The following is a 22,556-nucleotide window of genomic DNA, read 5'->3' as shown; positions in this document are numbered from 1 at the left end:
TTTTGACGCATGGCAGATTATAACGTAAACTTATCAAAGGAACGCGCCCTTAAAGAGAAGATGGGGCGGCTCGGGGTGCGCGAGAGCGACATCGTCGAGTCGTTCATCCGTTCAAGCGGGCCGGGCGGGCAGAATGTCAATAAAGTCTCGACCGCCGTCTATCTCAAGCACATACCCACGGGCATAGAGGTCAAATGCGGGCAGGAGCGTTCCCAGGCATTGAACCGCTTCCTCGCGCGCAGGATATTGGTAAATAAGATAGAAGCCATGGCGCTCGGCAGGGCCTCCGAGGAGAGGAGGAAGATAGAAAAGATAAGGAGGCAGAAGCGCAGGAGGTCGAGGCGGGCGAAGGAGAAGATGCTTGCCGCGAAGAAGATACATTCGGAGAAGAAGGGTTTCCGCAGAAAACCGGAGGGAGATTATGAATAAAAAAGTTTTTTTCATTCTGGCCTTTATCGCGGCATTCGCGTTCATATTGCCGCGGGCCGACGCGATAGCGTGGAAATATAACCTGCAGGACGCGCTGAAGGCCGCCAAGAGCCAGGGCAAGCCGGTCATGATAGATTTTTATACGGACTGGTGCGGCTGGTGCAAGAAGCTCGACAGCGACACGTATTCCGACCCTAAGGTCAACGCAGCGTCCGCGAAATTCATCTGTGTCAAGATAAACGCCGATAAGGAGAAGGAACTGACGAACAAATACGGCGTCTCGGGATTCCCGACGATAATCTTCCTGGACAGCAACGGCAACGTCCTCCAGAAGATACCCGGGTTCCTTCCCCCGGACGGGTTCCTGCAGAACATGAACAAGATACTTTCGACGACGCCGAAACCTACGGCAAAAATTAACGAGAAACCTCCCGTTGAGGCGGGAGGTTTCGCCGTCATAGACGACCAGGCCGGAAAAAAGGGCAAAGGCGGAAAGCTCCTGCCGCCTAAGATGGTGGGCCAGGAATTCGTCTATAACGGCTATATAGAATCGGGCAAAGGCGACATTATAGGCCAGATAAACTACAAGGGAGGCACCTATTTCGTAAAAAAAGGCGACAATTTCGCGCGGTTCCAGGTGATCTCGATAGACAAAGGGAGGGTGGTCCTCGCGTCGGATAACGGCGAAATAACCCTTGAATCCAAGAAACCATACAGCAAGACCGGGTTTATAAATGATATCTCCAACGCGATAAACCAGCCCGCCGAGACGAGGTCGATGATAGACAGGGTCGAGATCGAGGAGTCCTTTCCGGCGCTAGCCTCAGGCAAAGCCAGGGCGATGATCTTATCCTTAACATTTGCCATCATACTTATTTTTTATATTTATTACGCCCTGTGCCTGCAGTTTATCGCCGCGAAGACAAAGACCCTGAACGGGTGGATGGCGTGGGTGCCGGTCCTGAATATCTTCCTTGTCCTCAATATAGCATGGATAAAATACAGGTTCCTGGTCATCCCTGTCATTACGTTCTTCGCGCTTATCCTCATATCGGCTTTCGTGGCGGCGCTCAATCCTCTCGCCGGGCTCGCATTTACCGCCGTCATAGTCCTTAACTCGGTCTATTTTGTCATCCTGATGGCGTATGTGTGGTATAAAGTCGCGATAGCGCGCGGGAAATCGCCGGGCCTGGCCGCGGTCCTGACGATCCTGATGTTCATCTCGCCGCTGAACCTGGTGGCGTTGGGATACCTGGCTTTTTCAAAATAAACATTTTCGGAAAGAGATAAGCGATGTTCTGGAAAAGGTTCTTTATCGTAATAGGCGCGCTGGTCATCCTGGCGTTCGTCGCCCAGCTGTTGGCCGCGCCGTATGTCAAAAACCTGATAATCAAGGGCCTGAAGGAGTCGCTGGGAGTTGACGCGACCATAGGCGATTGCGCGGTGAGCGTCCTTCAAAGGAAGGTGATCCTTGACGATGTAACGGTCCTTAACCCGGAGAAGAAGGACGATTACATCCTGAGGGCGAAAGAGATAAGCGTGGATTTTTATCTCCTGCCGAGCTTGTTCAATAAATATATCCTGAATAACATAGTGGTGACGAACCCGGAGGCGATACTTTACCTCGATGAGTCCGGCAAACTGAAAGTCCCGCAGCTCAAAAAGAAAGACGGCGCGAAGAAAGGCGGCGAGCTGCTGTTCAAGAGGTTCGCTATAGAGAACGGGAATTTCAAGTTCATAGACCAGAGGGTCTCTAAGCCGGCCACGATAACCGAGTTCTCTTCGATAAACTGCGAGGTCGTGAATTCCGTATCCTTTTCCGACAGGACGATAATAACGGGCGTGAACGCGAAAGGCAATATAGAGGGGCAGGGGAAGTTCTCGGTCGACGGAAAAGGTAAATTTATCGAAAAGCCGATGAGTTTCGACGGCAATATAAAGATAGAAAACCTCCCGATGCCGAAGTTCTCGGTCTATTACGGGGGCTTCCTCCCGGTCAAGGTTAATAAAGGCGGCCTTTTCCTGGATACCAAAGCGGCCTGCAATAAAGGAAACCTCGATGTCAAAAACCAGGTCAGCATCAAGGACCTCATACTCGAGCCTATAGGCGACCCGAACCAGACGGTCCTCTTCGAGCTCAAGACCGAGGACGTCATAAGTTTCCTGAATAAGGAGAATAATACCGTAAAGTTCAGTTTCGAAATAGGCGGCGACCTGAACAAGCCCGAGTTCAAATGGGGCGCGGAGATGGGCAAGGCCCTGAGTAAAGCCATGTATAAGGCCTTTACCGACGGCGTCATGCGTCTCCTCGAAAATCCGGCAAAGGCCGGGGAAATGATCGGAAATATGATAGGCGGCGACGCGGGCGAGGCGGCCAAGAAGTTAGGTAATAAAATAAACAAAGAACTCGAAAAGATAATGGGAAAATAGGGTTGACTTGCCCTTTTTAAAATTATATAATATCGAAACCTTCTCGTTAAATCCGTAATCTATGCCGAGGTAGCTCAGATGGTAGAGCGCGGGACTGAAAATCCCGGCGTGAGCGGTTCAATTCCGCTCCTCGGCACCATTTCACAATATAAATAAAAGGAGGGAACAGTCATGGCAGTAAAAAAGGCCGGGACAAAGAAGGTCGCGTTTAAACTCATCGCCCCTTATGCCAGCAGTGTGAGCGTTGCGGGAGATTTCAACAATTGGGACGTCAATGCCAACCCGATGAAGAAGGACTGGAAGGACGACTGGACAGCCGGAATGACCATCAAGCCGGGACGTTACGAATACAAGTTTTACGTCGACGGTTCATGGCAGAACGACCCGAGCTGCGACGCCTGCGTCCCCAACCAGTACGGCAGCACCAACTGCGTCATCGAAGTAAAGTAGGGGTGGGCGAGACAAATTTGTCGCTGGCGTAGCTCAGTTGGTAGAGCAGCGGTTTCGTAAATCGCGGGTCGGAGGTTCAATTCCTCTCGCCAGCTCCATTCTTAAACCCCGGAACATTATTTGGCGAGATTCAGGGAAGTCCTAAGCGAGCGTAATTTTTTCCTCCTCTGGGTGGGCCAGATAATCTCGCAATTCGGAGACAGGCTCAACCAGATGGCCCTGATAGCGATAGTCTACAGCAGGGCTCCCGGTTCCCCGTTCGAGCTCGCCAAGTTCCTCTCGTTCACTATAATACCCTCCTTTTTCGTGAGCCCGATAGCCGGCGCGTTCATAGACAGGTGGGACAGGAAGAGGACGATGATCGGCTGCGATATCCTGCGCGGCCTGATAGTGCTCGTGATACCGGTCGCGTTCCTGGGCCTCACGCCCACATTCCCGATATACGCCGCCGTATTCCTTATCTTCGCGGTGAGCTGTTTCTTCCTGCCGGCAAGGCTCGCCATTATACCGGACCTCGTCTCCAAGGAAAAATTGCTTGTAGCGAATTCGCTTTTTACAGTTACCGGCATGATAGGCTTTATATTCTGGTTTGTCGTCGGCGGGTTTTTGGTGGAATTCCTGAAAGTAAAAGGCGGGCTGTACCTTAATTCCTTCGTCTATCTGATGTCGGCGTTCGCGATCGTCTTTATTACCGGCCACAGGCGGCGCCGGAAGAAGGCTGAGGGTTCGGTTGACATAGAAGAGATAATAAATACCTCGCTTATCAGGGAGATAAAGGACGGGATCAAATATTTGAAAAACAACAGAGAAGCGAGGTTCGCTTTCCGCATGGTGTTTATCCTTATGGCCGGGGCAGGCGCCGCATACACGGTAGTGATAGTCTTTATCCAGGAGGCGATGGGGTCGATGACCCGCGACTTAAGCATCCTGTTGATGCCTCTCGGAGTCGGATTTTTCATAGGGTCGCTTCTCTACGGGAAGATAGGGCACCGTTTCTCGAAAGCGAAATCCATATTCACCTGCCTTATATTATGCGGCATATCGATGTTCGTATTTACTGCCGTCTTGAAGGGGACCAAGTCGATCCTCGGGGCATCTGTCGTCGCCGCGATCCTCGGAGTGGTGTCGGCGCCGGTCGGGATATCTACGACCACACTGATACATGAGATGGTGGAAGAGAAGATGCGCGGGAGGATATTCAGCTGGTTAGGCATCGCGATGAACCTGGCGTTCCTCATATTCATGCTCGGCGGCGCGAAACTCGCCGAACGCGTCGACAGCGGCTGGATACTCTACGGGGTGAGCGTTTTTTACATAATATCGGGGATACTCGGGTTCATAGACCTGCGTCTCTTTAAGGAGAAAGGCGCCGATGCCTGATCACGACCTAATAATCATAGGCGGAGGGCCTGCCGGCCTGACCGCCGGGATATATGCCTCGCGCGCGCGGCTCAAGACGCTTCTCCTGGAAAAGGCGATGCCCGGCGGGCAGATATTGACCTCGCCGCTGCTTGAGAATTATCCCGGATTCCCGGAAGGCGTCTCAGGCATGCAGATAATAGAGGAGATCGTAAAGCAGGGCGAGCGCTTCGGGCTCACGGTAAAGATAGAGCCGGTCGTCTCCATAGAGGATAAAGGCAAAGGCGCGAAGACAGCCAGGACCGATAAGGATACGCATAAGGCGGCGGCCGTAATATTCGCGATGGGCGCGAGTTACGCCAAGCTTGCGGTGCCGGGCGAGGGCAAGCTGGGAGGCCGCGGCGTCTCTTATTGCGCGACGTGCGACGGGCCGTTATTCAAAAATAAAGAAGTGGTCGTCGTAGGCGGAGGGGATACCGCGATAGAAGAGGCGCTCTTTCTGACGAATTTCTGCGCGAAGGTCAGCGTAGTCCACAGGAGGAATGAGCTGCGTGCGGCGAAGATACTCCAGGAGCGCGCGTTCGCGAACAAAAAGATAAATTTCGTATGGGATTCGGTCGTCGCTGAAATATCAGGCGACCAGAGGGTAGAAGGCGTGACGGTCAAGAACGTAAAGACCGGAGAAGAGAAGGCGATAGCGGCCCACGGCGTATTCATCGCGGTCGGCTTTAAGCCCCACACCGAATTAGCGAAAGGGCTTGTCGAGACGGACGAGAAAGGGTATATTATTACAGGGGACGACATGTCGGCTTCGCGCGAAGGGTTCTTCGCTGCCGGCGACTGCCGTAAAAAGCTCCTTTATCAATTTGTAACGGCCTGCGGTGACGGCGCCACTGCCGCCTTCGCCGCGCAGAAATATATTGAACAATTACGGTGAGAGTGCTTAATTCGGAAAAGGAGGGCAAGATGAAGAGATTGATCGCGGTACTACTGGTAGCGCTGTTCGTTTCCGGCGTATGCTTCGGGGCAAGCCCGGAGAAGAAAGCGAAGATCGCCGCCAAAAGCTGGCTCGAATCCGTTGACCAGAAAAATTACGCAAAGAGTTATGACGATGCCGCCGAGTTCTTCAAGGCGATGGTAAAGAAAAACGAGTGGATAGACACGCTTACCAGCCTGAGGAGCATGCTCGGGCCTGTGGAATCAAGGGAGCTTATAAGCGAGGAATTCAAGAATAAGATGGATGGCGCGCCGGACGGGGAATATGTCATCATCGTCTACAAGACGGACTTCAGGAAGAAATCCGACGCCCGGGAGATAGTCGTGCCTATGCTGGACAAAGACGGCAAATGGCGCGTCTCGGGGTACCACATCAAGTGAGATTAAGGGAAAGTCCAATTGCCAGGTAAGACCTTTCGAAGCGTATTAATTTCAGCAGTGATCTTTCTGTCGGTGATGAGCTTGCCAGGGATCATGCCGTCGATCTCAGGCAAGCTTTTTTGTCTTCCCGTCGCCCGGGCCTCATCGTTTTTCCTTGGCTCGCCGTCCGAGGTACAGAAAGACGGCAGCTACCTAATTGAGGCCGGCGGACTGCCGGTAAGCGTCTCCGAATCGTGCAACGCTTTCAATTATTTCGTCCTTCTGTATACTCTTTTGATGGGAACCTGCGTTTATTATCTTCCCATCCCGCGCGCAATGCTCAATGCGTTCCCGCTGTTACTATTATCCTACGCGGTATCGGTGGCCGCAAACACCGCAAGGGTTATAGCGTCGGTCTATGTTTATAAGATCGGCGCAGCTTTCCTGCCGGGGAATTACGAGCGGGCGCTGCATATGAGCGTCGGGATCGCGATATTCCTGACGGTAACCCTGATTAGTTTTATCTTCTTTGAAAGGAGATTTTCCGGTGGAAACAGATAACGCGGAAAATTCCACGGCCATCAACAGCGTAAGGAAGCCGTCGATACTGTTATGGGTCATAACGGCCCCGCAGGCGATATTGCTGTTGCTCAACCTTAATTCGTACTGGGTAATTAAAAGCGAGATAAGCGCCGCCGGAAAATCCGCCGCTTTATTCGTGCTTATCTTCCAGCTGTTATTGTTCGCCTGCGGAACTTTGATGTATATCGACCTGAAAAGGCGGAACAGGCCCGTGAGTTGGATGCCCGCGGCAATGCTTCTGGCGCTTAATATAATGTACCTGTGGAATTTTATAAGTAATTTGACAGGCATTTTGCCGTTCTCGATCATGCCATGGGTGCTCGATCAGGGCGAGGTCATCTATTACCAGTTCATCTTCGTCATGCCCGCCATTTTTTACTCGGCGATGATCCTCTCTTCCTTCAAGACAAAATTGGGCAAGCGCTTAGATGCGGGGGTTTCGCTGCTGATACTTCTGGCAATACCGCTGGTATGGTATGTGCTCTTTAATATCCCGTTCTTTAAGCCGGGCGGGCTTTCTGCCGGAATGTTCCTTTTCATTTTTGTCGTGGTATCGACCTTGTCGGTTATCATGCTGCTGCTGCGCATCTTGACGGCGATTTATGAATGGTCGGTGCAGCGCGAAAAGTTAGGCATGATCTTGCTGACATTCTTTGCGGGTATCGCCGCGCCGCTAGGGGGGTTGTGGCTGAACAGTTTCATACCGTTTCCCGCGGATTTCCAGGCGCCGGCGGTATATTTCCTGGCTATCGTAAACGGGTTGGCCCTGATAATCCCGCAGTGCGGTAACAGGACCGCAGACCGCGCGTTATGGCTGGTCCGGTGTTCCACTTTTCCGTTTACGCTTTATTTTTTCCTGATATTCCTGCCTTTCCTGCCTCTCGCGCTGTTCGCGATACTGGCGGCGGGAGCCGGTTTCCTGATACTGGCCCCGACGGCGCTTTTCATTATCCACTGCAAGCGGATCGGCGACGGTTACACGAAGCTGTGGGAAGGGGCAAGGGCCCTGCCGGCCGTACTCGCCGTCGCGGCTGTCCTTTTCATACCTGCCTGCTTCACGATATCGGCTGTCTTCGATAAGATCTCGCTTTCAAAGGCCGTGGATTACATATACAGCCCGGACTACGTAAAACAGTCCAGGTATGAAGGGAGCGCGGCCGCGGCGAAGAACGCGATACTTAAATTGCGCAATTACAAGGACGGCATAAATGTGCCTCTCATCTCGTCGTGTTACAACAAGATAGTTTTTAACGGCATGGTCTTGCAGGACAGCAAGGTCGAAAATCTCTACAAAATATTTGAGGGTAAAGATATTCCCAAGTCTCCGGACGGGTTAAACCTGCTCATGTCGCGGAGCCGCCACAGGGGCCTGAGCGCGCAGAGCCGCGCGTTACGCGCTGCGACGACTTCGCAGGTAGATATGGTTTCCGCCGAGGTTTCTGATGTCGATTGCCCCGGGCTCGTGAAAAAACGCGTCACGATAAACATGAAGAATACCGGCGGCTCGAACTCCGAATTTAATGCCGATATCGAGGTCCCGCCATACGTCCTTGTCTCCGGATACTGGCTCAAGATGGACGGAGAGCTTGTCCCGGGAAGTATTTTTGAAAGAAAGACAGCCATGTGGGCCTACCGCATGATACGCGACTCGCGCAGGGACCCGGGATTGCTGATATATAAACAGGACGGCCGGCTGAACCTCAGCGTGTATCCATTCGCGGAAAAAGAGGAGCGCGTGACCGTCATAGAATTCATGTATCCTGCGGGTTTTTCGCCGGATATCAGGATAGGGGACAGGAAGGTATTGCTCGGAGATAACGGGCGCGCTGATAAAAGCGCAGCCGTTTCCGCGGCGGCAGGAAAGGGCGGCTTACTACTGTATCTGCCGGGTAATGCCGCGGACAAACTGCCCGGCGTGTCCAGGGAGCCGTACCTGTATTTTGTGCTCGATTACTCGAAAAATTCCGGCCCGCAGGCGCCGGCATACGCCGATAGGATAAAAGCGATCTGCGCGCGTTTCCCGGATGCGCGAAGAGTGTGGTTGACGGCCGCGAATTTCGAATTTTGCGATATCGGCCAATTTGACGCCAAAGACCATGAAGGGATAAAGAATGCGATAATGTCATGCGGCTTGCAGCGCCGCGGCGCTTTCCTCAAAGAACGCGCAGTAAAAAGGTCGCTGCTGATGTATGAAAGCGATGCGATGAGGGATTCTCCTGGCAGCCCCCGGTTCATGCGGTATCCCGTATTCATCGCGCTGACCGGAAAGGATGCCGTGTGCGCGGATGAAGGAAGCTTCTCCGGTTTTTCGGCGATCGTGCCGGAGGAGAAGGGCTATTACGTCTCGGTATCAGGCGATGCAGTCGATAAGGTCGCATTCGGCGCGCCGCCGGCAAAACAAGTCGTAGTACTGAAGTCATCCGGCGAATTGGCTGTCTGCGGCAAAGGCGATGCGGTGGTTTATTTCGGCGCCTCCGCCGGAGGCGATATAGAGGTTTTTGACGGCTCATCCGCGAAATTCCGCCCGTCAGGGATAACACCTGTTTTATTATCCGGCGGAAAATACCCGTTGGCGGCGCAGGCCTGGCTCTATAATATCCGGCTGGACCGGAACCCGTCCGTTTCATCCGTCCTCCTGCGGGAAGTCGTCGATCTCAGCAGGAAAAGCGGAGTGCTGGTGCCGGCAACGGCATATATCGTCGTAGAGAACGAGGCGCAGAAAAGAAGGATGGAGCTGAAGGAGGCCCAGAAACTCAAGAGCTCGCTGGCGCTGAGTTTCGATGAGAATCCCGAAGAGATAGAGCCGCTTAAGGCGTCGGCGCCGCCGTTGGCTGTGGCGGCCCTGTGCGTCCTGGTGCCCGTCGTGCTGGTGAGGAGATTAAAGCGAAAATCGCGTTTCTTGACACTGCCTAGGCCATAAGCTATAATCTAGGCCCTAACAATGGAGTAGACCATGTCCGACAACATTTTGCATCTGAAAGACGACGATTTTGACAAGGAGATAACGCAGGCGAAGGGAGTGGCGCTCGTGGATTTCTGGGCGTCCTGGTGCATGCCGTGCAAGATGGTAGCGCCGACGGTCGAGGCGATAGCCAAAGATTACGCGGGAAAAGTAAAGGTCGCCAAGGTCGAGGTAGACGAGGCCGGCGAGACGGCATCCCGTTTTAACGTGATGAATATCCCCACCCTTATAATATTCAAGGACGGCAAAGAGGCGAGCCGCGTCATAGGCGTCACGCCAAAGGAAGAGCTGGTTAGAAAACTGGACGCGCTGCTTAAATGAACCCAAAGACCAGGGAGAAACCGGGATGAACTTCGCGGTCTTCTGCTCCGGACACGGGACGAACCTTCAGGCGATAATCGACGCCTCGAAGAAGAGGCGCATCAGCGCGAAGCTCGCGCTCGTCGTCTGCGATAATCCCGGGGCTTATGCGGTCGAGCGCGCCAGGCGCGCCGGCATACCGGTCGCCATATTCGACCCGAAGGATTTCCCGTCAAAAAAGCAGCTCGAGGCCGCGGTCGTCCGGGAACTCAACAGCAAAAAGATAAAGCTTATCGCGCTCGCCGGGTATATGCGGATATTGAGCGATAGTTTCGTGAAGAGATACAGGAACAGGATATTGAACATCCACCCGGCGCTACTGCCAGCATTTAAAGGTGGACAAGCGATAAGAGATGCGATAAAATATGGCGTCAAAGTTACGGGAGCGACAGTCCATTTCGTGACAGAGGAAGTCGACGCGGGACCCATAGTCCTGCAGGCGGCATGTCCCGTAAAAAATAACGATAGCGAAAAAACGCTTCTAGCTCGTGTCCACAAACTGGAACACAAGATCTACCCCGAAGCGATCGAGTTGTTCGCGAGGGGGAAGCTGAAGGCGGCAGGCAGGAGAGTAATAGTAAAGTAGATGTCGATAAAGTTTGGCACATCCGGTTGGCGCGCAGTAATGGCCGACGGATTCACGTTCTCGAACGTAAGAAAAGCAGCGCAGGCGATAGCAGGCTACGTAAAGGCGCACCACCCTTCCAAAAAGGCCCCGCCCGTCGTAATAATCGGCCACGATACCCGCTTCGATTCAAGGGAATTCGCGTCAGCCGCGGCCAAAGTCCTCTGCGCGAACGGCGTGAAGGTCCTCCTTACCGAGCGCGACACGCCTACGCCTGTGATCTCGTTCCAGGTGGTCCATAAAGAAGCCGACGGCGCCATAAACATAACCGCGAGCCATAACCCGCCCGAATATAACGGCCTAAAATTTTCGCCCTCGCACGGCGGCCCGGCCGAGCCGGAAGTCACGAAAGAGATAGAGATGCGCGCCGCCAAAATCAAAGGCGAGGTAGAAGAGCCGCTGCCTTCGGAACTTAAATGCCGCATAGAAGAATTTGACCCCCGCCGGGCGTATTTCGCGCGGATAAAAGACCTTGTCGACCTCTCCGCGATAAAGAAAGCCCGCCTTAAAGCGGTCGTTGACGTGATGCACGGGACCGGCCGCGGATACCTGGACCGCATATTAACGGAGAACGGGTGCAAAGTCATATTATTGAACGACAATCTCGACCCGCTCTTCGGCGGACACCCGCCGGAGCCGGCAAAAAATAATATAGGGAAGATGCTCCGCGAAGTGAAGAGGCACAAGGCCGACCTCGGCCTCGGCCTCGACGGCGACGCGGACAGGTTCGGGATAGTGGACGAGAACGGCAGGTTCTATACGCCGGACGAAGTAATATCGTTGTTATTCAAGCATTTGATAGATACGCGGCCGCGCCTGCCGAAGGTCGCGCGCACGCATTCGACGACGCGGCTCGTAGACAGGATAGCGGCCCGGTACGGCATCGAGGTCGTCGAGACGCCTATCGGTTTCAAATATATCGGCGAGGTATTGATGACCGGAGAATGCATAATAGGCGGCGAGGAATCCGGCGGATTGTCGATAGCCAACCACGTCCCGGAGAAAGACGGGATACTCGCGTGCCTGCTGGTCGCCGAGATGGTGGCGGTCAGGGGCAAGAAGCTGAGCGCCATATTAAATGAGATATACCGCGAGTTCGGCAGGTCGTATCCGGGGAAATTGAACGTCAGGCTTACCGACGACCAGAAGGCGAGGCTTCTCCATATGCTCAAGAGCCGCCCGCCGAAAGAGATAGCCGGCATGAAAGTCGCGAAACTGGATACGATGGACGGTTACAAATTTACCCTTGCCGACTCGAGCTGGGTCCTGGTCCGTCCGTCGGGCACAGAGCCGCTCATCAGGTTCCATTTCGAGGCGATGACCGCCGCGAAAGAGAAGAAATTAATAAAATATTGCGAAGACCTGATACACGCGATAAAGACACAGGTAAACGAGGTCCATCCTCCGGAAGAGGATTGAGCGCGGGGTTGACATCCGCCGACGGATGTTTTAAACTATAGGACATGGCAAAAATGAAAAAACCGGTGATTTCTAAAGTAAAAGCCCGCGAGATACTCGATTCGCGCGGCAACCCCACAGTCGAAGTAGATGTCTTATTGAGCGACGGCACGTTAGGCCGCGCCGCCGTGCCTTCGGGCGCGTCCACGGGCGAACATGAGGCCCTGGAGCTGCGCGACGGCGACAAAGCGCGCTACGGCGGAAAAGGCACGCTCAAAGCGGTTGCCAACGTAGACGATATCATCGCCCCGAAGGTCAAGGGCATGGACCCGTCCAGGCAGAAAGAGCTCGACAAATTCATGATAGGGCTCGACGGTACCCCCACCAAATCGAAATTAGGCGCGAACGCGATCCTGGGCGTTTCATTGGCTGCCGCCAGGGCAGCGGCGAACTCAAAAGGCCTTCCTTTATACAGGTATTTAGGCGGCACTAAGGCCGTGACACTGCCTGTACCATTAATGAATATAATCAACGGCGGTCTTCACGCCGACAATAGCCTCGACCTGCAGGAGTTCATGATCGCGCCCATCGGCGCGGCGAATTTCCACGAAGCCCTGCGCATGGGCGCCGAGACGTTCCACGCGTTAAAATCGATACTCAAGAAACGCGGCGACAGCACGGCCGTCGGAGATGAAGGCGGATTTGCGCCGAACCTCAAGTCCAACGAGGAAGCGCTCGAATTAATAGTCCAGGCGATAACCGCGGCCGGATACAAACCCGGTAAAGATATCTCTATAGCCCTCGACCCGGCGTCATCCTCGTTCTATAAGAACGGGAAATACGTATTTAAGGCCGAAGGCGCGAAAACCGCGGAAGATATGATCAATATGTACGCCGGCTGGATAGAAAAATATCCCATCGTTTCGATCGAGGACGGCCTCGCCGAGAACGACTGGGCCGGCTGGAAGAAGATGACGAAGGAGCTCGGCGGCAAGATCCAGCTCATCGGTGATGACCTCTTCGTCACGAACGTCAAATTCCTCAAGAAAGGCATCGAAGAAGGCTGCGCCAATTCGATACTTATCAAGGTCAACCAGATCGGCTCGCTTACCGAGACGCTGGACACGATATCCCTTGCTTTAAAGAACGGCTATACCGCGGTGATCTCGCACCGTTCGGGTGAGACAGAGGACACGACGATAGCCGACCTGGCTGTTGCCACGAACGCCGGCCAGATAAAGACCGGATCGCTCTGCAGGAGCGAAAGGATCGCCAAATACAACCAGCTCCTCCGCATCGAGGAAGAGCTCGGCAAAAAGGCGGTCTACGGGGGACGCACTTGGAGAAAAAGAGGCTAGGCTGGAAGATAGGCATCGCGGCGGCGGTATTGTTCGCGATATTCCTGCCCGGCATATCGAGATACACACAGCTTAAGACCCGCCAGGCGAGGCTGGACAGCGGCATAGAGAAACTGAGGGTAGGCGAAGTCGACCTGCGGAAAGAGCAGGATAAGCTTCAGAACGACCCCACTTACATAGAGAAGGTAGCACGGGACAAACTGCAGGTCGTCAATAAGGGCGAAACAATAGTAAGGACAAAGAAGAAGGATGGAAAGTAGCGCCACCCAGGAAGTAAAGATCGACGATGTAGTTGATGCCGAGGTCATGAAGATAGCCGAGTTCGGCGCCTTCGTGAAATTCGGGAACAAAAAGGGCCTGATCCATATTTCGCAGGTCTCCGACTCCTATGTGAAGAAAGTCGAGGACCATCTTAAGGTGGGCGACAAGGTCAAGGCGAAGATAATAAAGGTTTCGCCTGACGGCAAGATAGACCTCACCTTAAAGAGCGGCAAGGAACAGGCGTCGCGCCAGCCAAGGGGCCAGTTCCCCTCCGGCGGGCGTCCGCAGAGGGACAACGGAGGAAGACGCGGCAGCCGCCCGGATTCGGGCTTCCGCGAGAACATGTCCTCCTCTCCCGAAGGGAAGTCCTTCAAGGCCTCGCCTTTTGAGGATAAGCTGAAGAATTTCCTTGTGGATAGCGGCGAGCTCCAGACCGACATCAAAAAACACGTCGAAGAGAAACAAGGCCGGTAATTCCCGCCTGATTTAGCCCTTGCTTTTACATGCGGGGCTTGCTATACTTTAATCACTATCGCGGGGTGGAGCAGCCTGGTAGCTCGCAAGGCTCATAACCTTGAGGTCAGAGGTTCAAATCCTCTCCCCGCTACCAATATCAGCCCTCGCAACTAAATGTTGCGGGGGCTTTTTATTTGGAGTAAAATGAAAAAATAACCGGGGGAAGATATGAAAGGTTTGAGTGTACTTATAGGCGCGGCAATTATGGTGTGTTGCCTGAGCGGTATAGGGCGGTGCGAAGATATAAACAGCAGAAAGATAAACCCGATAATTTCAGATTTGATTATCCGGTCGGTAGCCGGTACGCTCCGTATCCCGGAATCGAAATTCACGGTAACCGATATCTCGTACGTCAAGTCCGGGGGCAACAATTACGCGGGTAACGCGAATGTTACCATGGCAGGCGCAGGAACGAATACCACCTTCCGGGTATCTTATTCCATGATATCCGATAATAGGACAGTTGCCCTGGTGTTAGACAATCCAACGCCAGCCATTCAGGCCGCTATCTCAAATGAAACGAATGATGGATATCGCCTTCCCAGCGACAACAACCGGTCATCCGGAAGCGCCAAGCGGATCACTGCGCAATATGGCGATTTTAAGTGGGGAATGCCTAAAACAGAGGCTCATGAATTAGCGCTATCCCAGGGTAAAGAGAACGTGAGTATGTATGCGGCAAATGACCCCGAAGGGAACATTTTTCAATTTGACGATATTATTCTCAATGAGCACGTCATAGTAAAACTTTATTTTACCCCAAAGAGCGAAAAGCTTTTCAAGGTATCGATAAAGGGCCCGGATGCTTTCCGCGGAGATGCCATGATCTCATCCCTGAATAAAAAACACGGTAAATACGGGGCATCGATGCCGGATGAAAGATATTATTGGGGCAGCAGCAAGGAAGGGGACAGGATCGAATTATCAAAAGGAGAAGGCCTGTTAGTTTATAGCAATGCGGAAAGCCTGGCTCTTGCAGAAAAAGAAAAACAATAGGTTAATCAGCGAATTTCCCCAAGACCTTGTGTGAGAATTATTTTGACACCACAAGCCATTTGTGGTATAAATAATCGTAGCACAAGCCTTCATTAAACTAGAAATCCTCAAATAAGAAGAACAAATTATGTCCGAAGGACTCTCCTTTACGGGTTTTACACCTTTGGAGGCAAGATGATCGAGAGATACACCCTGCCCAGGATGGGTAAGATCTGGGAAGACCGGAACCGTTTCCAGCGGATGCTCGACGTGGAGCTAATGGCCTGCGAGGCATTCGCGAGGAAGAAACTTATACCAAATTCCGCATTATCCGAGATCAAAAGGCGCGCCCGCTTCGACGTAGACCGCATAAAAGAGATCGAAAAAGAGACAAAGCACGACGTTATCGCTTTCATAAAGAGCATCTCCGAGAACGTCGGGCCTGACGCCAAATATATCCACATGGGCCTTACCTCAAGCGATGTCCTCGATACCGGGCTCTCGCTCCAGATGAGGGACGCGGCCGATATCCTTATCGACGACCTCAAGAGATTCCTTATAGCGTTAGAGAGAAAAGCCAAAAAATACAAGAACACCCCGTGCGTCGGCAGGACACACGGCGTGCACGCCGAGCCGATGACGTTCGGCCTTAAATTCGCTCTTATTTACGCCGAGATACAGCGTGATATCGCCAGGATGGAAGCCGCGCGCAAGGCGATAAGCGTGGGCAAATTATCCGGCGCGGTCGGGACTTTCGCCAACGTCGACCCGTGGGTGGAGGAATACGTCTGCAAACGGCTGAAGCTTGAGCCCGCGCCGATATCGACGCAGGTGATACAGCGCGACAGGCACGCGCAGTTCCTGACGACCATAGCCATAATAGGCGGCACGCTCGAGAAATTCGCGACCGAGATAAGGGCGCTCCAGAGGACCGAGATCCTCGAGGCGGAGGAACCGTTTACCGAGGGGCAGAAGGGCTCGTCGGCGATGCCTCACAAGAGGAACCCTGTGATATGCGAACGCATAGCCGGGCTCGCGAGGGTCCTGCGCGGGAATTCGCTGGCGGCGATGGAGAATATCTCGTTGTGGCACGAGAGGGACATCTCGCACTCGTCGGTAGAGCGCGTGATAATCCCGGATTCGTGCATCCTCCTGGATTATATGCTGAACCTGGCGACCGATGTCGCCATGCACATGGCAGTCTATCCCGAACGGATGATAGAGAACCTCGAGAGGATGAAGGGCCTCGTATTCTCGCAGAGGGTGCTTTTGGCGCTCATAGGCAAGGGGCTCGCGAGGAATGAGGCGTATGACATGGTCCAGAAATGCGCGATGCGCGTCTGGAAGGAGAACATCGGGTTCAACGCGATATTAATGGACGATATCGACGTCACGAAGTACCTGACGCACGAGGAGGTGGAAGCTTGCTTCGACCTGGGCTATTACACCAAGAACGTCGACAGGATATACAAACGGTTAGGGCTATGACTGAAAAAGTAAAAGAAGAAGTTTTGCTTACTACCGAGAACATCCCGCTGAAATTTTTCAAGCGCGGGAAGGTCCGCGATATCTACGAGCTTGACGGCAAATTGCTTATCGTCGCGACCGACAGGATATCGTGTTTCGATGTGGTCCTGTCCGAAGGCATCCCTTATAAGGGGAAGGTCCTGACGCAGATATCCAAGTTCTGGTTTGATTACCTGAAAGAACAGAGCGAGAACCACGCGGTGACGTTCGACATGGAATCGCTGCGCGATAAACTCGGCGATTCGACGGATATATTAAAGGACCGCTCGATGCTGGTAAAGAGGACCCGGCCGCTTTCGATAGAATGCGTGGTCAGGGGATACCTCTCAGGTTCGGGGTGGAGGGAATACAAAGAGACCGGCGAGATATGCTGCATCAAACTGCCGAAGGGCCTTAAGGAATCCGACCAGCTGCCCGAGCCGATATTTACCCCCTCGACCAAGGAGGATATCGGCCACGACCTGAACATCACCGAGTTCGGCGCGAGGAAGAAGCTCGGCGACAGGCTTTACGACCTCGTAAAGAGCAAGGCGATAGCGATCTACAACAGGGCCGCGGAATACGCGGATTCGAAAGGGATAATAATCGCCGACACGAAGTTCGAGTTCGGCGTTACCGAAGAAGGCAAGACGATACTTATCGATGAGGTCCTGACGCCGGATTCGTCGAGGTTCTGGCCCAAAGAGAAATACAAGCCGGGCGGGCCGCAGGCGAGTTTCGATAAGCAGTTCGTGCGGGATTATCTTGAAAGTTTAAATTGGCCCAAGACCCCGCCGGCCCCGCACCTGCCCGAGGATATCATCAAGAAGACGAGCAAGAAGTATCTGGAGGCCTTAAGGAAATTAACCGATAAGGAGCTCTAAGTGCTGTGGCGCGTTGAAGTATGCGATAGGAACGATGGCTTCGACTCCGGCGTCAAGAGGGACATAGAGGACCTGGGAATAAAAGGCGTCGAGTCGGTCGAGGTCGCGCAGGTATATATAATCGAAGGCAATGTTTCCCGGTCCGGGATAAAGAGGATCTCCGGGGAACTGCTTACCGACCCTGTTACCCAGGTTTATTCATTCAGGTCGAGCCCCATAACCGGCAGGAATACCCGCGCGAAAAATAAGGCCATCGTCGAGGTGACCTATAACGCCGGGGTGATGGACCCGGTCGAGGAGAGCGTGAAAAAAGGCATCCTCGATCTCGGCGTAAAAGGCGTCGAATCGGTCAAGACCGCAAAAAAATATATCATCAACGGGAAGGTGTCCGGGGGCCGGCTTAAGACGATAAGCGAGAAGCTCCTCTTCAATAAAGTCATCCAGCATGTCGTGACCGGGCCGGGCTCCTACACCTTAAAAAACCCTCCGCAATACCATTTCAAACTTACAAAGGTGGGCCTCTCGGGCTCTTCGGACAAAGATCTCGAGAGTATAAGCAAAGAAGGCCAATTATTCCTGGATCTCACCGAGATGCGCAGGATAAGGGAGTATTTTGCCGTCCTCGGGCGCGAGCCGGCCGATGTCGAGCTTGAGACGCTCGCGCAGACGTGGTCCGAGCATTGCGGCCACAAGACATTCCGCGGCCTGATAGATTACGAGTCCGGCGGGAAAAAGCGATTCATAAACAACCTCCTTAAAGAGACGATAATGAAGGCGACCGCCGAGCTCAAGAAGCCGTGGTGCGTCTCGGTATTCAAGGATAATTCCGGGGTCATCAGGTTCGACGAAAGATATAACGTATGCTTCAAGGCCGAGACGCATAACCATCCGTCGGCGATAGAGCCGTACGGCGGCGCGAATACGGGCTTGGGCGGCGTGATACGCGACCCGCTCGGCACCGGCCTCGGCGCGAAGCCGATCTTAAATACCGACGTATTCTGCTTCGGCGAGCCTGATTACGCTTTTAACCGCCTGCCTAAAGGCGTCCTTCACCCGAAGAGGGTGATGAAAGGCGTCGTCGCCGGCGTGCGCGATTACGGGAATAAGATGGGGATACCGACCGTGAACGGCGCCGTGCTCTTTGACAACAGGTACCTCGGCAATCCCCTGGTCTATTGCGGGAATGTCGGCATTATGCCGAAAGAAAAGTCTTTTAAAGAGGTTGAGAGCGGGGACCTGGTCGTCCTCGTGGGAGGGAAGACCGGCCGCGACGGGATACACGGCGCGACATTCTCGTCCGGGGAATTGACCTCGGAGTCGGAGCAGGTCTCGGCGCAGGCGGTCCAGATCGGGAATCCCATCGAGGAAAAAAAGATGGCCGACTGTATCCTGAAGGCGCGAGACCTCGATCTTTATGACGCGATAACAGATTGCGGCGGCGGCGGATTATCGAGCGCTGTCGGCGAAATGGGAGAGAAGACCGGTGTCAGGATCGACCTCGACAGGATACCGCTCAAATACGAGGGGCTGACCTATACCGAGATATGGATATCAGAAGCGCAGGAGAGGATGGTCCTCTCGGTGCCGAAGAACAAAGTAAAAAGACTGCTCGAGGTCTTCGAAAGAGAGGATGTCGAGGCGACGGTGATCGGCGAGTTTACCCGCACGAAAAAACTGGAACTTTTTTATAAAAGGAACAGGGTCTGCGACCTCGATATGAAATTCCTGCACGACGGCCTGCCGAAGACCGTAAGGAAGGCGAGATGGAACAGGCCGAAGCGCGCCGAGCCGCGGTTCGCGTGCCCGAAGGACCTGACCCCGTCGCTCTTAAGGATATTATCCGATTGGAACGTCTGCAGCAAGGAATGGATAATAAGGCAATACGACCACGAGGTCCAGGCCGGCTCGGTCATAAAACCGCTTGTCGGCGTAAATAACGACGGGCCGTCCGACGCCGCGGTAGCCAGGCCTATATTAGATTCGGATAAAGGCGTGATAATATCGAACGGGATAAATCCGAGGTACGGAGAGATCGACCCGTACTGGATGGCGGCGTCGAATATCGACGAGGCGCTGAGGCAGGTAATTGCGGTAGGCGGCGACCTGAAAGAGGTGGCGCTGCTGGATAATTTCTGCTGGGGCGACACGGACCAGCCGTCGCAATTGGGCAGCCTCGTGAGGGCGGCTCAGGGTTGTTATGATATGTCGAAGGGTTTCCAGGCGCCTTTCATCTCGGGCAAAGACAGCCTTCATAATGAATATATCGTCGGCAAAAAACGCGTGTCGATCCCCGGGACCCTGCTCGTTTCGGCTATCAGCGTGGCCGATAACGTAAAGAAATGCATCACCATGGATTTCAAGGAAGCGGGCGACCTGATATACGTAGTCGGGATGACATATGATGAGCTCGGCGGTTCATATTATTATAAATCGCGCGGCGCAGCGATAGGGAATTCCGTGCCGACCGTTGACGCGAAACGCAGCCGCGCGCTGATGGAGAAGTTGAGCCGCGCGATAAGGGCCGGCCTCGTGAACGCCTGCCATGATTGTTCGGAGGGCGGCATAGGGGTGGCGGCGGCCGAGATGGCGTTTGCCGGAGGGTTCGGCGCCGAGATAAAACTGGAAAAAGCGCCTTTCAAGGTAAAATACGGCACGCGAGGGAAGAAGCGCGACGACATCATATTATTTTCGGAGTCGAATACCCGTTTCATCGCCGGCGTCAGCCCGGGAAAAAAGAAGAGGTTCGAGAAGGCGATGAGGGGCGCGGCGATCGGGCTCATAGGCGGCGTCCTCGAGGAGAAATATTTTACGGTCTACGGCGCCGGAGGGGATATCGTCGTAAGGACCGACCGTAAAGAACTGAAGGAGGCCTGGCAGAGGCCGTTAAGATGGTAGCGATAAAGAGAAGGCCGAAGGTCATAGTCCTCCGCGCGGCCGGGACGAATTGCGATGTGGAGACGGCTTTCGCGTTCGAACACGCCGGCGCGAGATCCGAATCCGTGCATATAAACCAGCTTATCAGCGGAGAGAAGAAACTGCGCGACTACCATATCATGGCCGTGCCGGGCGGGTTCACTTACGGCGACGACGTCGGTTCGGGAAAGATACTCGCGAACGAATTAAAATACAAATTGGCCGGGGACCTCGGGAAATTCGTGGGCGCCGGAAAACTTATCATCGGGATATGCAACGGTTTCCAGGTCCTCGTAAAGGCGGGCCTTCTGCCGGGAAAGGGAGTAAACGGCGAGCAGCTGGAGGCGACGCTTACGACCAACGACACGGCGCGCTATGAGGACAGGTGGGTCTATCTTAAGGCCGCTAAGGGGCTGAACAGCGGATCCCGGAACAAGTGCGTTTGGACCAGGGACATCGAACGCATGATATATGTGCCCGCCGCGCACGGCGAAGGAAAATTCATCCCGAAGGACGACGAGGTCCTGGGGAAATTATGGGCGAACGGGCAGGTCGTTTTCAGGTATGTCGACCCGTACGGCAAGCTCGCCGGGTTCCCCTGGAACCCCAACGGGTCGGTCGATGACATAGCCGGCGTGTGCGACATCACCGGCAGGATATTCGGGCTTATGCCGCATCCGGAGAGGCATCTATTCGCTTCCCAGCACCCGCGCTGGACGCGCGGCGAGGCGCAGAGGGAAGGGGACGGGGTGAGTATTTTCAGGAACGGGGTAAAAAATGTCTAGAGGTGAAAATGGGCGATAAGATCAAGCACCACTGCGGACTGTTCGGCGTCTACGGGCACAAGGACGCGGCGCGGCTTACATATCTCGGACTGTATGCGCTTCAGCACCGCGGGGAGGAGTCGGCAGGTATAGCGTCTTTCGACGGCGAAACGCATTTACACAAAGGGATGGGCCTGGTCCCGGAAGTCTTCAACGAAGGGGTCCTGGCCGGACTGAAAGGCGACGTCGCGATAGGCCATGTCAGGTATTCGACCACCGGGTCTACGACGCTGAAGAACGCGCAGCCGGTCGTGGTTGATTATTCCCGCGGCACAGTGGCTGTCGGCCACAACGGCAACCTCGTCAACGGCGCGCGCTTGCGCGACGAGCTCGAAGCCCGCGGCTCGATATTCCAGACGACTCTCGATTCGGAGATAATAATACACCTGTTGGCGCGGCCCGAGCACAAAAATTTCGAAGAAGGGCTTGTCTATACGCTCAAGCAGCTGAAAGGCGCCTTCTCGCTCGTAATAATGAAGGAGGATATGCTCGTCGGGGTCCGCGACCCGCATGGATGGAGGCCGCTCTGCCTGGGGAAACTCGGCGACGCATACGTATTGGCCAGCGAGACGACGGCGCTCGACCTTATCGAGGCGGAATTCGTCCGCGAGATCGAGCCGGGAGAGGTCTTGTATATCACGAAGAAAGGCCTGCGTTCGACCAAGCCGTTCGGCGAGAGCAAGAGGATCTCGCATTGCATATTCGAGCATGTTTATTTCGCGAGGCCGGATTCTTTCATATTCGGCGAGTCGGTCCACCTGGTAAGGCAGAGGCTCGGCCACAAGCTCGCGAATGAGCATCCGGTCGATGCCGATCTCATCATCCCGGTGCCTGACTCGGGCACGCCGGCCGCGCTCGGCCTTTCGCACGAGTCGGGAATACCGATCGAGATGGGCATAATAAGGAACCATTACATCGGCAGGACATTCATCCAGCCGCTGCAGCATATACGCGATTTCAGCGTAAAGATAAAATTGAACCCGATAAAGGCGCTCCTGAAGGACAAGAAGGTGATCGTCGTCGACGATTCGATCGTCCGCGGGACGACCTCCCGCGCGAGGATCAAGAAACTTTATGACGCGGGCGCCAAGGAAGTCCATATGAGGATATCTTGCCCCCCGATAAAACACCCGTGTTTTTACGGCATAGATTTTCCGACCAAGAAAGAACTGATAGCGGCGACGCATTCGATAGAGGAGATAAGGAAGTTTTTGGGCGTCACGACGCTCGGATATCTTTCGGTCGAGGGGTTATTAAGCTGCGTCTCATGCCCGGGCAATTACTGCACCGCATGTTATACAGGGGACTATCCGGTGCCTTTCGGCGGCGAGGCGAATAAGTTCGCCACAGAGCATAAGGGGTATTGAT

Annotated in this window: 21 protein-coding genes and 3 tRNA genes; all 24 read left to right on the top strand. The window is 54.1% G+C overall.

The window, feature by feature from the left end:
- Nucleotides 1-9 precede the first annotated feature (9 nt).
- Nucleotides 10-429, top strand: a complete 420-nt coding sequence (locus tag WC317_04760) for a peptide chain release factor-like protein (GenBank protein ID MFA5339443.1) — start codon at nt 10-12, stop codon at nt 427-429.
- Entirely contained in the window at nt 422-1,699 is a 1,278-nt protein-coding gene (locus tag WC317_04755) for a thioredoxin fold domain-containing protein (GenBank protein ID MFA5339442.1), read from the top strand. The genes WC317_04760 and WC317_04755 overlap by 8 nt, the downstream gene beginning before the upstream one ends.
- 23 nt (nt 1,700-1,722) lie before the next feature.
- The gene (locus tag WC317_04750) at nt 1,723-2,859 is read left to right on the top strand and encodes a DUF748 domain-containing protein (GenBank protein MFA5339441.1); all 1,137 of its coding nucleotides are present in this window, start codon (nt 1,723-1,725) and stop codon (nt 2,857-2,859) included.
- 63 nt (nt 2,860-2,922) lie between these two features.
- Nucleotides 2,923-2,998: transfer RNA gene (locus WC317_04745), tRNA-Phe, on the top strand.
- Nucleotides 2,999-3,030: 32 nt separating this feature from the next.
- The gene (locus WC317_04740; GenBank protein MFA5339440.1) at nt 3,031-3,309 is read left to right on the top strand and encodes an isoamylase early set domain-containing protein; all 279 of its coding nucleotides are present in this window, start codon (nt 3,031-3,033) and stop codon (nt 3,307-3,309) included.
- A 22-nt stretch (nt 3,310-3,331) separates the two neighbouring features.
- Nucleotides 3,332-3,407 (top strand) — tRNA-Thr (locus WC317_04735).
- A 22-nt stretch (nt 3,408-3,429) separates the two neighbouring features.
- Nucleotides 3,430-4,689: an MFS transporter gene (locus tag WC317_04730; GenBank protein ID MFA5339439.1), complete on the top strand. Its 1,260-nt coding sequence runs from the start codon at nt 3,430-3,432 to the stop codon at nt 4,687-4,689.
- Nucleotides 4,682-5,605, top strand: a complete 924-nt coding sequence (gene trxB, locus WC317_04725) for a thioredoxin-disulfide reductase (GenBank protein ID MFA5339438.1) — start codon at nt 4,682-4,684, stop codon at nt 5,603-5,605. Before WC317_04730 ends, trxB begins: the two co-directional genes overlap by 8 nt.
- A 29-nt stretch (nt 5,606-5,634) precedes the next feature.
- Entirely contained in the window at nt 5,635-6,045 is a 411-nt protein-coding gene (locus WC317_04720) for a DUF4019 domain-containing protein (GenBank protein ID MFA5339437.1), read from the top strand.
- 57 nt (nt 6,046-6,102) lie between these two features.
- Nucleotides 6,103-6,585 (top strand): archaeosortase/exosortase family protein, encoded by a 483-nt coding sequence (locus WC317_04715; GenBank protein ID MFA5339436.1) that lies wholly within the window; start codon nt 6,103-6,105, stop codon nt 6,583-6,585.
- Nucleotides 6,572-9,526 (top strand): MSEP-CTERM sorting domain-containing protein, encoded by a 2,955-nt coding sequence (locus WC317_04710; GenBank protein MFA5339435.1) that lies wholly within the window; start codon nt 6,572-6,574, stop codon nt 9,524-9,526. The genes WC317_04715 and WC317_04710 overlap by 14 nt, the downstream gene beginning before the upstream one ends.
- 33 nt (nt 9,527-9,559) lie before the next feature.
- Nucleotides 9,560-9,889, top strand: coding sequence for a thioredoxin (gene trxA, locus WC317_04705; GenBank protein MFA5339434.1), 330 nt, complete (start codon nt 9,560-9,562; stop codon nt 9,887-9,889).
- A gap of 25 nt (nt 9,890-9,914) precedes the next feature.
- Nucleotides 9,915-10,514 carry a phosphoribosylglycinamide formyltransferase gene (gene purN, locus WC317_04700; GenBank protein MFA5339433.1) on the top strand — a complete coding sequence of 200 codons (600 nt, stop codon included), beginning with the start codon at nt 9,915-9,917 and terminating at the stop codon, nt 10,512-10,514.
- Nucleotides 10,515-11,972, top strand: a complete 1,458-nt coding sequence (locus WC317_04695; protein ID MFA5339432.1) for a phosphoglucomutase/phosphomannomutase family protein — start codon at nt 10,515-10,517, stop codon at nt 11,970-11,972.
- A 53-nt stretch (nt 11,973-12,025) separates the two neighbouring features.
- A complete protein-coding gene (gene eno, locus WC317_04690; GenBank protein ID MFA5339431.1) occupies nt 12,026-13,309 on the top strand; it encodes a phosphopyruvate hydratase in 1,284 nt (427 codons plus the stop codon).
- The gene (locus WC317_04685) at nt 13,291-13,569 is read left to right on the top strand and encodes a septum formation initiator family protein (GenBank protein ID MFA5339430.1); all 279 of its coding nucleotides are present in this window, start codon (nt 13,291-13,293) and stop codon (nt 13,567-13,569) included. Before eno ends, WC317_04685 begins: the two co-directional genes overlap by 19 nt.
- Complete coding sequence (locus WC317_04680) at nt 13,559-14,044, top strand: S1 RNA-binding domain-containing protein (protein ID MFA5339429.1); 486 nt, start codon at nt 13,559-13,561, stop codon at nt 14,042-14,044. The genes WC317_04685 and WC317_04680 overlap by 11 nt, the downstream gene beginning before the upstream one ends.
- Before the next feature lie 59 nt (nt 14,045-14,103).
- A tRNA-Met gene (locus WC317_04675) sits at nt 14,104-14,180 on the top strand.
- Between the two features lie 302 nt (nt 14,181-14,482).
- A complete protein-coding gene (locus WC317_04670; GenBank protein ID MFA5339428.1) occupies nt 14,483-15,082 on the top strand; it encodes a hypothetical protein in 600 nt (199 codons plus the stop codon).
- A 174-nt stretch (nt 15,083-15,256) separates the two neighbouring features.
- Nucleotides 15,257-16,549, top strand: a complete 1,293-nt coding sequence (purB, locus tag WC317_04665; protein MFA5339427.1) for an adenylosuccinate lyase — start codon at nt 15,257-15,259, stop codon at nt 16,547-16,549.
- On the top strand, nt 16,546-17,451 hold the full coding sequence (locus WC317_04660) for a phosphoribosylaminoimidazolesuccinocarboxamide synthase (GenBank protein MFA5339426.1): 906 nt from the start codon (nt 16,546-16,548) through the stop codon (nt 17,449-17,451). Before purB ends, WC317_04660 begins: the two co-directional genes overlap by 4 nt.
- The gene (purL, locus tag WC317_04655; GenBank protein MFA5339425.1) at nt 17,452-20,346 is read left to right on the top strand and encodes a phosphoribosylformylglycinamidine synthase subunit PurL; all 2,895 of its coding nucleotides are present in this window, start codon (nt 17,452-17,454) and stop codon (nt 20,344-20,346) included. It abuts the gene before it with no gap.
- A complete protein-coding gene (gene purQ / locus WC317_04650; GenBank protein ID MFA5339424.1) occupies nt 20,340-21,149 on the top strand; it encodes a phosphoribosylformylglycinamidine synthase I in 810 nt (269 codons plus the stop codon). Before purL ends, purQ begins: the two co-directional genes overlap by 7 nt.
- An 8-nt stretch (nt 21,150-21,157) precedes the next feature.
- Entirely contained in the window at nt 21,158-22,555 is a 1,398-nt protein-coding gene (gene purF, locus WC317_04645; protein MFA5339423.1) for an amidophosphoribosyltransferase, read from the top strand.
- The last annotated feature ends 1 nt before the right edge of the window (nt 22,556 follow it).

It is taken from the genome of Candidatus Omnitrophota bacterium (genome assembly GCA_041653595.1).
GTDB lineage: Bacteria > Omnitrophota > Gorgyraeia > Pluralincolimonadales > Pluralincolimonadaceae > Pluralincolimonas.
This window is presented reverse-complemented; position numbering and strand designations above follow the sequence as displayed.